This is a genomic window from Staphylococcus sp. aM, assembly GCF_052975125.1.
In genome coordinates this window covers 712,319-726,809 of the sequence record NZ_CP121447.1, presented here as the reverse complement: position 1 = coordinate 726,809, position 14,491 = coordinate 712,319, and the positions used below count along the sequence as shown (strand labels likewise).

General features: G+C 32.4%; 16 protein-coding genes. 2 read left to right on the top strand and 14 right to left on the bottom strand.

Annotation, left to right across the window (positions count from 1 at the left end):
* Positions 1 to 1,008 (bottom strand): NADP-dependent oxidoreductase, encoded by a 1,008-nt coding sequence (locus P7F85_RS03465; protein ID WP_031464030.1) that lies wholly within the window; start codon positions 1,006 to 1,008, stop codon positions 1 to 3.
* Positions 1,009 to 1,132: 124 nt separating this feature from the next.
* Here P7F85_RS03465 and P7F85_RS03460 point away from each other — a divergent pair, with 124 nt between their 5' ends.
* Positions 1,133 to 2,131, top strand: coding sequence for an LLM class flavin-dependent oxidoreductase (locus P7F85_RS03460; RefSeq protein ID WP_019236020.1), 999 nt, complete (start codon positions 1,133 to 1,135; stop codon positions 2,129 to 2,131).
* A 106-nt stretch (positions 2,132 to 2,237) separates the two neighbouring features.
* Here P7F85_RS03460 and P7F85_RS03455 read toward each other — a convergent pair whose 3' ends face one another.
* From P7F85_RS03455 to P7F85_RS03415, 9 genes are all read right to left on the bottom strand, one after another.
* Positions 2,238 to 3,098, bottom strand: a complete 861-nt coding sequence (locus tag P7F85_RS03455; RefSeq protein ID WP_002466493.1) for an alpha/beta hydrolase — start codon at positions 3,096 to 3,098, stop codon at positions 2,238 to 2,240.
* Positions 3,099 to 3,204: 106 nt separating this feature from the next.
* Positions 3,205 to 4,617, bottom strand: coding sequence for a 6-phospho-beta-galactosidase (gene lacG / locus P7F85_RS03450; RefSeq protein ID WP_002466520.1), 1,413 nt, complete (start codon positions 4,615 to 4,617; stop codon positions 3,205 to 3,207).
* Between the two features lie 18 nt (positions 4,618 to 4,635).
* Positions 4,636 to 6,357 (bottom strand): lactose-specific PTS transporter subunit EIIC, encoded by a 1,722-nt coding sequence (locus tag P7F85_RS03445; protein WP_002466517.1) that lies wholly within the window; start codon positions 6,355 to 6,357, stop codon positions 4,636 to 4,638.
* Positions 6,358 to 6,362: 5 nt separating this feature from the next.
* Positions 6,363 to 6,674, bottom strand: a complete 312-nt coding sequence (locus P7F85_RS03440; RefSeq protein WP_002450492.1) for a PTS lactose/cellobiose transporter subunit IIA — start codon at positions 6,672 to 6,674, stop codon at positions 6,363 to 6,365.
* 31 nt (positions 6,675 to 6,705) lie between these two features.
* Complete coding sequence (gene lacD, locus P7F85_RS03435) at positions 6,706 to 7,677, bottom strand: tagatose-bisphosphate aldolase (protein WP_002466502.1); 972 nt, start codon at positions 7,675 to 7,677, stop codon at positions 6,706 to 6,708.
* 3 nt (positions 7,678 to 7,680) lie between these two features.
* Positions 7,681 to 8,613 carry a tagatose-6-phosphate kinase gene (gene lacC, locus P7F85_RS03430; RefSeq protein WP_002466488.1) on the bottom strand — a complete coding sequence of 311 codons (933 nt, stop codon included), beginning with the start codon at positions 8,611 to 8,613 and terminating at the stop codon, positions 7,681 to 7,683.
* A 12-nt stretch (positions 8,614 to 8,625) separates the two neighbouring features.
* Positions 8,626 to 9,141 carry a galactose-6-phosphate isomerase subunit LacB gene (lacB, locus tag P7F85_RS03425; protein WP_002466506.1) on the bottom strand — a complete coding sequence of 172 codons (516 nt, stop codon included), beginning with the start codon at positions 9,139 to 9,141 and terminating at the stop codon, positions 8,626 to 8,628.
* Between the two features lie 17 nt (positions 9,142 to 9,158).
* The gene (gene lacA, locus P7F85_RS03420) at positions 9,159 to 9,587 is read right to left on the bottom strand and encodes a galactose-6-phosphate isomerase subunit LacA (protein ID WP_002466484.1); all 429 of its coding nucleotides are present in this window, start codon (positions 9,585 to 9,587) and stop codon (positions 9,159 to 9,161) included.
* A 277-nt stretch (positions 9,588 to 9,864) separates the two neighbouring features.
* The gene (locus P7F85_RS03415) at positions 9,865 to 10,620 is read right to left on the bottom strand and encodes a DeoR/GlpR family DNA-binding transcription regulator (RefSeq protein WP_015364794.1); all 756 of its coding nucleotides are present in this window, start codon (positions 10,618 to 10,620) and stop codon (positions 9,865 to 9,867) included.
* A 259-nt stretch (positions 10,621 to 10,879) separates the two neighbouring features.
* Here P7F85_RS03415 and P7F85_RS03410 point away from each other — a divergent pair, with 259 nt between their 5' ends.
* Positions 10,880 to 11,608 (top strand): NAD-dependent protein deacylase, encoded by a 729-nt coding sequence (locus P7F85_RS03410; RefSeq protein WP_002466505.1) that lies wholly within the window; start codon positions 10,880 to 10,882, stop codon positions 11,606 to 11,608.
* A gap of 49 nt (positions 11,609 to 11,657) precedes the next feature.
* On the opposite strand, the gene P7F85_RS03405 is transcribed toward P7F85_RS03410, so the two are convergent.
* The 4 genes from P7F85_RS03405 to rplM all read right to left on the bottom strand — a co-directional run bounded on the left by P7F85_RS03405 (position 11,658) and on the right by rplM (position 14,305).
* Positions 11,658 to 12,377 carry a MerR family transcriptional regulator gene (locus P7F85_RS03405; protein WP_046464418.1) on the bottom strand — a complete coding sequence of 240 codons (720 nt, stop codon included), beginning with the start codon at positions 12,375 to 12,377 and terminating at the stop codon, positions 11,658 to 11,660.
* A complete protein-coding gene (locus P7F85_RS03400; RefSeq protein WP_002466507.1) occupies positions 12,356 to 13,270 on the bottom strand; it encodes a DUF2268 domain-containing protein in 915 nt (304 codons plus the stop codon). The genes P7F85_RS03405 and P7F85_RS03400 overlap by 22 nt, the downstream gene beginning before the upstream one ends.
* A 185-nt stretch (positions 13,271 to 13,455) precedes the next feature.
* Complete coding sequence (rpsI, locus tag P7F85_RS03395) at positions 13,456 to 13,848, bottom strand: 30S ribosomal protein S9 (RefSeq protein WP_002450501.1); 393 nt, start codon at positions 13,846 to 13,848, stop codon at positions 13,456 to 13,458.
* Positions 13,849 to 13,867: 19 nt separating this feature from the next.
* Positions 13,868 to 14,305, bottom strand: coding sequence for a 50S ribosomal protein L13 (rplM, locus tag P7F85_RS03390; RefSeq protein ID WP_002450502.1), 438 nt, complete (start codon positions 14,303 to 14,305; stop codon positions 13,868 to 13,870).
* Between the last annotated feature and the right edge of the window lie 186 nt (positions 14,306 to 14,491).

Genomic DNA, 14,491 nt, shown 5'->3' with positions numbered 1-14,491 from the left:
TTATTCAGGATCTGCTACTTTAATCACTTGCTTACCGAAATTGTCACCTGTAAAAAGATTTCTAAATGCTTCAGGTACTTTATCAAACCCATTCGCCACAGTTGTTTGCGTTTTTATTTTATCTTCATGAACCCATTGTGCTAATGTTTCGCTCGCATTTTTAAAATCATTTGCAAATTCGGCAACTAAGAAACCTCTCATCATGGCTTGTTTTTTAACTAATGTGCCTTGTATTCTTGGACCAATGTCATCTTCCGGGTGATTATATGAAGAAATAGCACCACACACTGGCACACGTGCAAAGCGATTAAGATGTTTAAATACTTCATCTGCAATAGTTCCACCAACATTTTCATAATATACATCCACACCATCTGGTAATGCTTGTGCTAAATTCTCAGCGAATTGTTTATCTTTGTAATCAATACCAGCATCAAAACCCAATGTATCCGTTAAATAATTTACTTTATCAGGACCACCAGCGATGCCTACCACACGACAACCTTTGATCTTAGCGATTTGACCTACCACAGAACCTACTGCGCCTGATGCTGCTGAAACCACAACCGTTTCACCTTCTTGTGGGCGTCCAATATCTAATAAACCATGATAAGCTGTTTGACCTGGCATACCTAGTACGCTTAAATATAATTCTAGTGGTACTTCTGTAGACGGCACTATATTAACTTTGTCACTAGTTACTGTATTATATTTTCTCCAAGGCAACATACCAGTAACAATATCGCCTTCTTGGAACCCATCCGCTTCTGAAGCAGTTACTTGAGCAACGATATGACTTACAATTGGTTGGCCAACTTCAAATGGTTGAACATAGGAGTCTCCTTGTGACATTCTGCCTCTCATATAAGGATCAACTGAAATATATAAAGTTTTTAATTGTATTTCACCATTTTTTGGATTTTTAATGTCTATTTCCTCGTATTTAAATGTATCATCCTGTGGCATGCCATCAGGATATTTATTGAAATTAATTTGTTCATTATTCATCGAATCATCCTTTTTCAATTTATAGTTATTACCATAATACCTCAGTTCAAGATGTCGCAATCATTTTGTTCGAACTGTATAATATGAATCAATAAATGAGAAAAAGTTGGAGATGTATTCAATCATGAAACTAAGTATTTTAGATTATGTGCCTATTTTTGAAAATAGAAATGCTACTGATGCACTGAATCATAGTATCGAATTAGCACAACTTGCAGAAAAGCTAGGATATGAAAGGTATTGGGTAGCAGAACATCACCAAGTTTTATCAGTAGCATCTAGTGCGCCAGAGATGATTATGATGGCTCTGTTAGAACAAACGACACATATACGTATTGGAAGTGGTGGTATCATGATTCCACACTATAGTCCGTATAAAGTAGCAGAACAGTTTAAAATTATGGAAGCACGACATCCTCAACGTGTTGATTTAGCTTTAGGCCGTTCTAAAAGCTACCCAAATGTTTTTGCAGCATTGAACGAAAATAAAACTCAACCACTACAATTCGAAACCCAATTAAACGATTTACAAAAATATTTTACTGAAGATGTTACTCAACCACATCGCTTTCAAACTTTAATTGCAACGCCACAAATCAATAGTTATCCTGAAATGTTTATCCTTGGAATGAGTGAACGAAGTGCGAAACTAGCAGGTAGAAAAGGCTTGCCTTTTGTCATAGCACAGATGGGTCAAGCATCACATCACCTTCAAGCGGCTATTAAAACATATAAATCTACTATATATCAGCACTATGGAGACCGAGTCAAACCATATGTCATATTAGCAACGTTTGTTGTTACCGGAGAAAACCTAGACAAAACCAATCAATTACTAAATGCCTTTCATTTGTGGTTAATTAGGATTTTTTATGCTAATCAGCCTAAATCTTACCCTTCAATTGATACAGTTATAAATCGACAATGGACTGATAGAGAACTTAAGAAGAAGTCATCCAACGCAAACCGTGTGATTAGCGGTTCACCATATCAAGTAGCTACCCAGCTAAAGCAACTGAAGAAGGATTATCATGTTGACGAAATAATGATCTTGCCGCATGTATATGGAGAAGCCAATCGTAAAAGATTATTAGAACTAGTAATGGAATATAGTAAAACATGAGAAATTATAAAAATAAAGGTACAATATCCAATTGAATACATTATCGAACCTTTCTACCTATAAATAGAAAGGTTCGATTTGTACGTATGGAAATTGTACCTTTTTCTTATTTAGACCAAAGAAAATCTATTATTTCATTGGCTACTTGTTTATTTTCATGTAATTGGCTATGTTGTGCTGACTTTCCAGTATATTTAGATTCTTTATAACTACTCACCGAATCTCCTATTAAATATTTTAAAGATTGAGATGAAGCATTTGAAACACGCCCATCAGAATGTGTTCCATCTTTTAAGTCTCCAAATATATTTAATACTTTAATATCTTTATTTTTATAACTATCTTTAAGAGATAATAATGCTTTGTAATTATCAGTCATTTTACTTGGCTTACCATTTTGATCAACCGTAATTTCATTTACCTTTTCGTTTAAATTTAAAACGCCATTGAATGTCCCAGCAATATTAACCTCTTTATTTAATTGAGGTAAGTCTTTATCTGTACCATACATTTTCATAAAGTATGCAAATGATAAATTCCCCATTGAGTGTCCTACAAAATTATATTTATCAATCTTATATTTGGATTTAAGATTTGCTAACACATTTTTGATATTTTTAGCGTTTTGTTCAGTGTCACCATTTTTATTATCTTCCATCTCTACTTTGATTATAGGATTTGAAGCATTGTCTTTAAGATTCCCCTTAAAATTGACATTGCCATCCTTTGATACCCTTGCTGTGATGACATTATTAGTTACACCTTGTTTGACAGCTTGGTTTACCATATATTTTTCTGAGTTTTCACTACCACCATAACCATGCACGAATATTGTACCAATATGTGATTGTTTAAAATGTTCTGTATCTACTTTTGTTGCGTGATGTTGACGAACGAATATCACTGATGCAACTATAATCAATGCAATGATTAAAACACTAATCATTAGTAGCCATTTTGACTTCATAAAGTTACCTCTTTTTCATATATTTCATTCAGTATATAGTATTTTTTCAAATTTCGCACATAAAAAACCAAGGTGCATCGCAATGATACACCTTGTAAAAAATACTCTATTTAATTTCTCTTGTTTCAGCTAATTGTTTGTACCAATAAGCACTTTTCTTTGGATAACGTTCTTGTGTATCAAAATCTACATAGAATAATCCATATCGTTTTTCATAACCATTTGACCATGAGAACACATCCATTAATGACCATAAGAAATAACCTTTAACATTAGCACCATCAGCTATTGCATCTGAGATAACATTTAAATGTTGTTTAATATAATCAATACGTGCATCATCATGAACTGTTTTTTCAGATTCTATAAATTCATCTTTATAACCTAAACCATTTTCAGTGATATAGATTTTATGATAATTTGGATAGTCTTTGACAACACGCATAATTTGGTCATATAAACCTTGTGGGTAAATCATCCAATCCCAATCTGTTCTTGGTACATCGACATCAAACTCTCTTTGTCCGACACCTTTTAATTGGTATTTTGATCCACCTTTATCTCCAGTTGAGTTATGTGTAATTAGACATTCTCCATCGTAAGCTTTCATCCAATCACTCATATAATAGTTAATACCTAGGAAGTCATTTAAATCTTTAGCTGCATCTAAAATTCGGTAATCTTCATCTGTGATATCTAATTTGCCACCGTTCACAGAAAGTATATGTTGAACGCCTTCCATAGTTTCTCTTGAATATTTACCTAAATATGTTGCATCTAAAATGAATTTATTATGAATGATATCTTCTAATTCTGCTGCTTTAACATCTTCTGGATTGTTAGGATCTAAAGGATATTTAGTTGGTAATGCATGTACAACACCAATTTCGCCGTTATATCCTCCATCTTTAAATAGCTTCACTGCTTTGGCATGTGCCACCATCATGTTGTGATGAGATTGAAATACTTTTCCAAAGTCATATGTTATACCTGGAGGGAACTTCCCAACTAAGTATTGACCATCTCCAATAGGACCAATTTCATTAAATGTTGTCCAGTATTTTACTTCAGGGAACTCTTTAAAGCAGAATTCTGCATAATCTACAAAATAGTCAATCGTTTTACGATTTAAAAAGTCACCATCTTTGTGAAGTACTTCAGGTGTATCGAAATGATGTAATGTAACAAATGGTTCTACATGACGCTTATGGCATTCGGCAAATAGTTTATGGTAATATTCAACACCTTTTGGATTTACTTCTCCATAACCATTTGGGAAAATTCTAGACCATGCGATAGATATACGAATACCATTCACACCAAATTTTTCACTTAATTCTAAATCCACTGGATAGCGATGATAAAAATCACTTGCAGGTTCTGCAGTATACCAGTAATTTTCTTCTAGATAAGTATCCCATGCGACACGCCCTTTACCATCCGTTTGAGTTGCTCCTTCAGCTTGATATGCGGCAGTCGCTCCACCAAAAATAAAATCTTCAGGTAATTTTTTAGTCATTATGAAAAACGCTCCTATCTAATCTTCAAATTGTTTTTGTACAAATGCTAGTGCTGCTTGTCCATCACGCGTTAAATTAATATACTCAACACCTTGAGTTTTAACTAACTTGATACCTAATTTGTCAGTGTCTTGTTTGATATCTTCATAGTTGGAAGCCACTTGAGGGGCTAAAATAATTAACTGATAATCTTTCATAATATCCATATGTGCACCGTAGCCACCAGCTGCAGCTTTGACAGGAACATTAAATTCTTCAGCTGCTTTATTTAAAGCATTAGCTAATAATCCACTTGTTCCTCCACCTGCACATAGGACTAATACATTTGTTTGTTCTTTAATATTGTTTGTTAAGTCTGCTTTAGTTTCAGTACCTTTATTTGAATGTGATGCTAAAATAGCGTCTGCCTTTTTAGTATCGAAATTAGCTGCTACTTTATCTTGTAACTCACTATTACTTTCCTTAATGCCGGCTTCTTCTTCTAAAATTTCATTATCATACACTTTTAAGAATGGATAATAGATAATGATATCAACAACGATTAATACTACTGCAAGAACAAATGATAACAGTGCAAATTGTGTACCCATGACGATACCTAAAGGCGCTGGAGTAGTCCATGGTAAGTTAACTGAGAAACTATTCATTCCTAAAACATCAACGAAGAATTTAAAGATCCATACGTTTACAATTGGTGTTAATACAAAAGGTATAAAGAATACTGGGTTTAAAACTAATGGAGCACCAAACAAGATCGGCTCATTTACACCAAAGAATGTTGGTACAACAGATGCTCTACCAATAGCTCTGTTACGTTTAGATTTAGCTACCCACATAAACATAAATGGAACAACTAATGTGGCACCAGTACCACCCATTGTTACGATAAACATTTGTGTACCTGATGTAATAACATTATTTGCATGTTCACCAGCTTGAATTAACTTAAAGTTAGCTTCAATATTTGCATATGTAATGGCAGCAATTGCAGGTTCTACGATGGAAGGACCATGGATACCTACAAACCAGAATAATGCAAAGGCACCAAAGATGATTGTTATTCCAATCCAACCATTAGCTGCTGTAAATAACGGTTCAAATACTTTAAGTACCGCTTCTGCAACATTCGTTTTAATAGTCGCTCTAATTGTTAAATCAATACCATATAAAATTAAAATAACTGCTGAAAATGGAAAAATATCTTTGAATACTTGTGAAATATTCGGTGGTACTTCTTTAGGCATTTTGATAGTAATATCACGTTTAATAAAGAAGTTATAAACAATAACTGTGATAAATGCTGATATAAAGGCAGTTAATAATCCTTTAGTTCCTAAAAATGCATTTAAAAATCCGCCTTCTTTAGCAGGATCGGCTGCTAAGAATAAGAAACCACAGATTGACGCAAGCATTGTTGAAATAAAGTTGATTTGGTTAGTACTTTCAAGCTTACGATTGTATGAATCTGTAAGTGATTTAGCTGTCGTTCCAGCTACGAGTAATGCTACAAGTCCCATTGTATAGTTATATGGTTTCATCAAGATGCCTTCCATCTCTTTATCCCATTTGAAACCAAATACGTTAGGTACAAAAGCGATTAGTAAAAATAAACTTGAGAATAAGATGACAGGCATTGCTGAAATAAATCCATCACGGATAGCTCTTAAATAAATGTTTCTTGATAATTTTTCAAAAAATGGTTTACCCTTCTCAATTTGAGCAATTAACTTTTTCATCAAGGTCTTCACCCTCTTTTATATAATTCTATTAAATGTGACATGACATCTTTTAATAAAATCGTTGTCATTAAATGGTCTTGACCGTGCATCATTGTCACACTATATGCGATATCTTCTCCTTGAGCTTCTTTAGCTAAAAGACTAGTTTGAGCTTTGTGTGCATCTGCTATAAGGCTTTTACCTTCTTCAATTAAAGCTTCTGCTTTGTCAAAATCTTTATTTTGTGCAGCTGTTAATGCTTCTAAAAACTTAGATCGTGCATCTCCTGCAAATGCCACAATTTCAAATCCAATTAATTGTACTTCTTCTCTATTCATGAGCGTTATACTCCCCTCAAATCAATATCATTTATTTCCAAGATGTTGCTGTTTTTGTAAGTACTTTGTTAAGATCGTCGATATTTTTAAATCCAGTTGTTCTTAACCACTCACGTGCTGCCGCTTCACCTTGCTCAATATATACTTGAACAGCACCTGCCCAAGTAGCACGTCCACAAAGTACACCATTAAATTTAGCACCTGCTTCATGTGCAAATTTTAATGTTTCTTGGAATAATTCTGCAGATACACCAGCACTTAAATAAATGTATGGTAAATTTGTTGCAGCCTCTTGATCTCTGAAATGTTGTGCCGCTTCTTCTTTTGTATAAACAACCTCTCCGTCTGCAAATCCTTCAACATATTTCATATTTACAGGTACTTCTACTTTTAATACATCAACGTTGAATCGAGGTTCTGAGAATAATTTCATAGCTTCGTTCACTTTTCTAGGTTTTACTTTTGCAAATTCAACACTGCCATTATCTGCAATATTGTCATCATATGATAAAACTTCTAAGAAGAATGGAATGTCTTCTGCTACACATTCTGAACCGATTCTTTCAATATAAGCTTGTTTTTGAATATTGATCTGTTCTTCATCATCAACGTCATAATATAATAAGAATTTAACTGCATCTGCACCTTGTTCTTTTAAGCGTTTTGCTGACCATTCAACTAAACAATCTGGTAAACGGCCTTTAGCATTTACGTCGTAACCAGTTTTTTCGTAAGCTAATAATAAACCACAATTTTTATTTCTTGCTTCTGTTGCTGGTAAACCATACTCTGGGTCAAGTAAGATAGATGAAGCGTATTGAGTTAATTCTTCTGCTACTAAAACTTTTAATTGTTCAATTTGTTCAACTGTTGGCTCACCAGTTTGATATTTAGCCATCATACGTTTTAAAGCACCACGTTGGTCAAATGCAAGTGCTGAAATAACACCTTGCTCATTACTTAATTGTGAAATTGCTGCCGTTTTATTTTGAGTTTTTACCATTATTTACACCTCTAATAATTCAATTTGATGATACAAATCATCATAATTATTTAAATTGACGTATCCAGTACGTGATTCTTGAGCATTTAGCATACCTAAAGTATTCGCCTTTTTAAGTAGTTGTTCATCACTCTCATGATTTAACAATGCAGCAGCGATTCCAGCCACTGTAGAGTCACCCGAACCAACTGGATTTAATACTTCTATAGATGGAATATTAACTTTGTAATATTGATTATGATGCTTAGCAAACATACCTTTGGCACCTAATGACACAATAACCCATTCGATATCATTGAAAATTGGGTTATTTAGTGCTTTCTTAAGTCCTTCAATACTCTCATCAACTGGTTGGTTTAAAAGTTGATATAGTTCATCTATATTAGGTTTAATAACTGTTGGTTTAAATGGAGAGTGTATAGATGTCATCAATGTGTCTCCAGAGCTATCAAGTATGACTGGTAATTGATGTTCATGACATTTCTCAATAATCTTTGAATAATAATCCAGATTTAATCCCTTTGGTAAGCTACCTGATATCGCTACGACGTCCATTTTTTTAATTAATGTATCAACGTGATTTAAAAAATCAGAACTTTCTTCTTCACTTATTGTTGGACCTTGTTCTAAAATCTCTGTTTGCTTTCCTTGATGTAGTACAGCAATACAATTTCTCGTTGCATCATTAATTTTGAAAAACGAATGTTTAATTTGTGAATCATCTAATTGATTTTCAATAAAATCTCCTAATGGACCACCTATTAAACCACTAGCAGTAACAGGTTCACTTAATTGATTTAATACACGTGTCACATTAAGACCTTTACCGCCTGCTGTCTTATCGATATTTGAAACTCGATTAACTGTATCTAGATGAAACGCTTCAATTGCATATGAAATATCTACAGATGGATTTAATGTTAGTGTTAATATCATATGCGTCGTCCTTTAATCGTGATACTCGCCTTTGTCCCATTTTTCTAAAAATTCATCGAAGAAATGAGGATCTGCTTGATCTGCATTATGCGTTTCTAAATGTTTAATTTTTGCAATTAACTTTTCACTTTTTTCAGTTGGTTTATATTTAGCATCGATAAATGCTTCAATAATATCGCACATTAATAGTTCACCAATGATTTTCCCACCGAAACCAATAACATTTGCATTGAGTTCTTCTTTAGCGTATAGTGCTGATGTCATATCACGTACAAGTGCTGCTCTTACTCCTGGAACTTTGTTTACTGCATTATTTATTCCTACACCTGTTCCGCAAATACAAATACCTAAATCTGCATTCCCACTAGTGACTTGTTCTCCTACTTTTTTACCGAAGATTGGATAATGTGTTCGTGTAAAATCATAAGTACCAACGTCAATGACTTCATGACCTTTTGATTTTAAGAATTGTGAAACTTCCATTTTTGTATCAGTTACTATATGATCGCAACCTAAAGCTATCTTCATTTTTTATCCTCCTTTAATTAGCACATTTTATTAAGCATATCTACACGTATTTGATGACGTCCGCCATCATAATGACCATTTACGAATCCCTTAACTACATTTTTGGCTAAAGTATCCCCAACAATTTCTGAACCCATAGTGATCATTTTTGAATTATTATGACCTCTTGTCATATAAGCAGATCTTTCATCTGATACTTCTGCAGCAATCATGCCTTTAATTTTTGTAGCAGTCATAAAGCTACCTACACCAAAAGCATCGATAGCAATTCCTAAATTGTCATCGTTCTTTTGTACTTCTTTCGCTATGGCAAGTGTAGAATCAACAAAATCTAATTCTTTACCTTCTGTTACGTCTAAAATATCGAAATTCTTTTCAACTAGGTATGTTTTAATTAAATCTTTTAAACGTTTACCATCAACATCTGATCCAATAATGATTGTCATAAAAAATCTCCTTTTTGATTTATTAATTAAAAGCGACTTTCAAAAATTAGAGAAAAGGCTTTCAAATCTTCATGTTTAAATTATAAACGTAATCAAACATTAATTCAACATAATATGTTGCTATTTTGTTTGAATTCATAGTTTATTCAAACATTTATAATTAAATTGTGTGAATATCACACATTAATGTGTGAAAAACTACTTGAAAATGTTGAATTTATGAACAAAAATAAAAAACCTTGAATCGATTGATTCAAGGTTTTGGTTCATTTTAATATTATTCAACAACTTCAATATATGATTTAATTTGGTCTAACTTTTCAGAATCAGTTACGTCCATCACTACTGCTGTCAAATCATCTAAATGACAAAAAGATGTAAAGTCTTCTTTTCCAACTTTCGAATGGTCGATTAACAAATACTTCTCAATCGAATGTTCTAAGGCTAGTTGTTGCGTATATGCTTCATCCATTGAAGATGTCATGACAGCACCATTATTAACACCATTGCTACTAAAGAACATTTTACTAAAACGTAGCTTTTCAAGTATGGTATTAGTCATTTCACCTACAAATGCTTCGGTCAAATGTCGCATTTCTCCGCCTAATAAGTAGACACGAAAATTAGTTGTTTGCTTCTCTAATAATATTTTGTATACAGGCAAGCAATTCGTAATGATGGTTAGAGAATGATGATTCATTTCTTCAGCTAAAATTTCTACAGTAGTTCCAGGACCTAAAAATAAAGTATCTCCATCTTCTATTAATGAAATAGCTTTTTTAGCAATATATCTTTTTTCTTCCATCTGATGTGTGTGCTTTTCTTTATGTGACATCTCTTTATATTGAAAAGTAGAATTACTACGTGCACCACCATGTATTTTCGTCAAAATGCCTTGATTTTCAAGTTCTACTAGATCTCTTCTTACAGTCATATCTGAAACATTTAATCCGTCTACTATTTCATTGGTTCTTACAGTTCCTTTTTTATTTACTAATTTTGCAATCGCATCTAATCTGTCGTGCTTATTCACCTTATTTTGCCTCCTTAATTAGGCTCTATAATGTATCATTGATTGTAATATAATGATAGTTAAACATATATTACTCACTGTGACTCTACTAATGTTTACCATGCTAGTTTTATGTAAATTCCATCTTATATTGAACTTTATTAAATTACAGGTGTCTTCAATATCGATAGGTTTATTATTATAATATCATTGTAAAGTGTTTTTGTGATTGAGATAAAGTTAAAGTATAGATAAATTTTTATAAAAATGAGGTGTCTTTTTGAATAATAAAATTGAATCTTTAAAAAATATACTAAATCATTCTAGCAACATTGTATTTTTTACAGGTGCTGGCGTTTCGGTAGCAAGTGGTGTACCTGACTTTCGCTCTATGGGCGGATTATTCGATGAAATATCTAAAGAAGGTTACTCTCCAGAATACTTACTAAGTCGTGATTATTTACAAGATGATCCAAAAGGTTTTATTAATTTTTGTCATAAAAGACTAATGTATATAGATAAGTCACCAAATATAGTTCATCATTGGATCGCACAATTAGAACATGACGAAAAATCTTTAGGTGTCATCACACAAAATATCGATGGATTCCATTCGGACGCAGGTAGTAAATATGTAGATGAGTTACATGGGTCACTAAACACCTTTTATTGTAATCAATGTCACCATCAATATTCTAAAAAGGATGTTATTGAAAGACAATTAAAGCAATGTGATATTTGTGGCGCTACAATTCGTCCTGACATCGTATTATACGGAGAAATGTTGGATCAAAATGTTATAATGCGTGCATTACAGAAAATTGAAAATGCAGACACATTAGTTGTACTAGGCTCTTCTTTAGTCGTACAACCTGCAGCAGGGCTCATATCCAATTTCAAAGGTGACAATTTAATTATTATCAATAAAGATTATACACCTTATGATGCTCATGCTTCTTTGGTCATTAATGATGATATGATAAATGTCGTTTCAGAATTAAATAAATAACAAACAAGCACTTCTCGAACTTTCGAGAAGTGCTTGTTCACTATGACAATTATGATAAATGATAGTTGATTGATTGAGAAATATACTCAGTTATATATGGATTTTCGTATTTTTTAAAATAATTATTAAATCTTTCATCGCTTTGATATGTATCTGCTATTAAACAAAGCAATTGATTATCCATAAGTCCAATTTGATTCATAAACTCTTTCCACTCATACACAACTTCATAAGCATCCTCAACATCTATTTTATTTAAAGATAGCTTATTAAATTTTTGGAAAATCTCTTCAAACTCTTTCATTTTTTCTTCTTTAAATAGATTTTCACCGTTTGATATGACGAATTCTTTATAAATATCTGTATGTCCATATTTTATTTTTGCTTCTTCCTGATATTCCTTAAAAGCTATATTATTCAATTCATTAATTTCTGTAATTGGAACATCTTTAATATACTGTTCAACTGCACTCTTTGTATTTTCTAAACTTTCTATTTTTCTATTTAAAATTTCTTTCTGCTTTTTTAATACCATTTTCAATTCGCTATCACTTTTATTGATAACTTTACTTATATCTTTAATACTCATATCCATGCTTTTTAATAATATTATTTTTTGTAACTTCACTAAATCTTTTTGAGAATATATTCTATGATTACTTCCATTCTTTTTAACTTTCAATAATGCAATTTCATCATAATAATGTAGTGTTCTTTTGGTTACCCCTGTTATTTTCATGATTTCTTTTAAACTATATTGGTATTCCAAAACGCTTCCACCTCACTTAAAATTTCATCAGCTGATTTGATTGTTGCTTTTTCAATACTACATTTTGTTTTTTCTAAATAATATTTTATTAAGTAATACCCACATGTATAACCAGCAGCGTATGGTATCCCCATTGGTTCGCCTCCATATGATTTTGAAATTTCGTCACCGTATAAATAAGGAGTTGATTCAAAAATATTATTAATAGACAAATTATTCTTTATAAGATTTTTGATTAATTTTTGGTTCTTATTCCAGTCTGTTGATGTTACCCATGGACCTATATAATCTGTACCATATAATGATTCTACAAAATTTTCTGCTAAACCTTCAGCTACAATTAATTCTGCTAATGAACCACCATCCCAATCAACATATTGATATCTAATATTATGATTAATTTCATGAGCAATTGCACTTTTAACTCTACTTAATGTATAACTATTAGGTACTAATGATAGAATAATGTACCCTGGTATGCCCCCATCACCAACATAATTTTGATTCAAGAACATAGTGGGTTTATTTTCATCACCTAATAAAGCTGTAAATATATATTCTTTTATTTTAGGTTGAACATCAGACATTTCAAATCGATGTATTGCACGCTTTATTGAATGTTCACAATCATTCCAAAATTGGTTATCCATTTCTTTTATCTTGTCTATGTCATTTAATTTAATCTCACTAGGAATAATATGCGATTGGCCTAAATATGAAAATATATCAAAATTATTACTGCACTCTTTATCAAAAGGTATCTGCTGTATTTGAAACTTCATTTCAAACTCTCTAAGTACTTTCTTTTTAAAATATTTGTTTCTTTTATCTTTTTCCATACTAACAAGTTGTCTATATACTTCATCAGATCTAATTAATTTTATATTGTACATATGATTTTTACCTCCTTACAACTAACATAAGGGATAACGTAACGTTACTTTCAAGAAATATTTATAATTAATATTATCTTTAAACAACACAAAAAAGCACTTCTCGAACTTTCGAGAAGTGCTTTTCGCTCTATTAATGGTAAACCAATTTGTTTGCGAACAAGTTCGCAACAAGCTTGGCAATATTAACGTTTTGAGAATTGAGGTGAACGACGAGCTTTTTTAAGACCTGGTTTTTTACGTTCTTTCATACGTGGGTCACGTGTTAATAATCCAGCGCGTTTTAAAGAACCTCTGTATTCAGGATCTGCTTCTAATAATGCACGAGCGATTCCGTGACGGATAGCTTGTGCTTGTCCTGTGAATCCACCACCGTGAACGTTAACTAAAACGTCATAGTTACCTTTAGTTTCAGTAACATCGAATGGTTGGTTTAAGTCTAAGATTAATGATTCAAATGGTAAGTAGTCACGTACGTCACGGTTGTTAACTTTGATGTTACCTTCACCTGGTACTAAACGTACACGTGCTACTGAGTTTTTACGACGGCCTGTGCCTTTATATTCAACTTGTGCCAATGTAATTTCCTCCTTCTAATTAACCACGTAACTCGTAGTTTTCTGGTTGTTGTGCAGCGTGTGGATGTTCAGCGCCACCATATACAAATAATTTTTTACCTTGTTTTTCGCCTAAACGACTACTTGGTAGCATACCTTTAATTGAAGTTTCAAGTAAACGTTCTGGGTTAGTTCTTCTTAATTCACCAGCAGAAATAGATTTTAAACCACCTGGGTGATTTGAGTGACGGTAATACATTTTGTCTTGTTCTTTATTACCAGTGAATTGAATTTTTGAAGCGTTGATAATGATTACATAATCACCTGTATCAACGTGTGGTGTATAAGTTACTTTATTTTTACCGCGTAAGATAGATGCTACTTCTGATGATAAACGACCTAATGTTTGGCCTTCAGCATCGATAACATACCATTTGCGCTCAATGTTTGATTCATTTGCCATAAATGTTTGACGCATAATAATTGTCCTCCTAAAAATAAATGCTTCGTTTTAGACTCTAGACAAACTTGATTAACAATAGTTACTTCCGTAATGTCTATATTCTATTTGGTTTGATTTAAAAATTGTTACGATTTAAAGCGTAGATTTCATTTATTTTGTTAACTGTTGTTCTATTTTGCTTATATATCTTGTAACACAATA

What these genes read in the sequence shown, in the direction of transcription:
- rplM (WP_002450502.1), bottom strand. Translation starts at nt 14,305, where the DNA reads ATGCGTCAAACATTTATGGCAAATGAATCAAACATTGAGCGCAAATGG.
- P7F85_RS03400 (WP_002466507.1), bottom strand. Translation starts at nt 13,270, where the DNA reads ATGTACAATATAAAATTAATTAGATCTGATGAAGTATATAGACAACTT.
- lacC (WP_002466488.1), bottom strand. Translation starts at nt 8,613, where the DNA reads ATGATATTAACACTAACATTAAATCCATCTGTAGATATTTCATATGCA.
- P7F85_RS03460 (WP_019236020.1), top strand. Translation starts at nt 1,133, where the DNA reads ATGAAACTAAGTATTTTAGATTATGTGCCTATTTTTGAAAATAGAAAT.
- P7F85_RS03465 (WP_031464030.1), bottom strand. Translation starts at nt 1,008, where the DNA reads ATGAATAATGAACAAATTAATTTCAATAAATATCCTGATGGCATGCCA.
- lacG (WP_002466520.1), bottom strand. Translation starts at nt 4,617, where the DNA reads ATGACTAAAAAATTACCTGAAGATTTTATTTTTGGTGGAGCGACTGCC.
- lacB (WP_002466506.1), bottom strand. Translation starts at nt 9,141, where the DNA reads ATGAAGATAGCTTTAGGTTGCGATCATATAGTAACTGATACAAAAATG.
- lacD (WP_002466502.1), bottom strand. Translation starts at nt 7,677, where the DNA reads ATGGTAAAAACTCAAAATAAAACGGCAGCAATTTCACAATTAAGTAAT.
- P7F85_RS03455 (WP_002466493.1), bottom strand. Translation starts at nt 3,098, where the DNA reads ATGAAGTCAAAATGGCTACTAATGATTAGTGTTTTAATCATTGCATTG.
- lacA (WP_002466484.1), bottom strand. Translation starts at nt 9,587, where the DNA reads ATGACAATCATTATTGGATCAGATGTTGATGGTAAACGTTTAAAAGAT.
- P7F85_RS03440 (WP_002450492.1), bottom strand. Translation starts at nt 6,674, where the DNA reads ATGAATAGAGAAGAAGTACAATTAATTGGATTTGAAATTGTGGCATTT.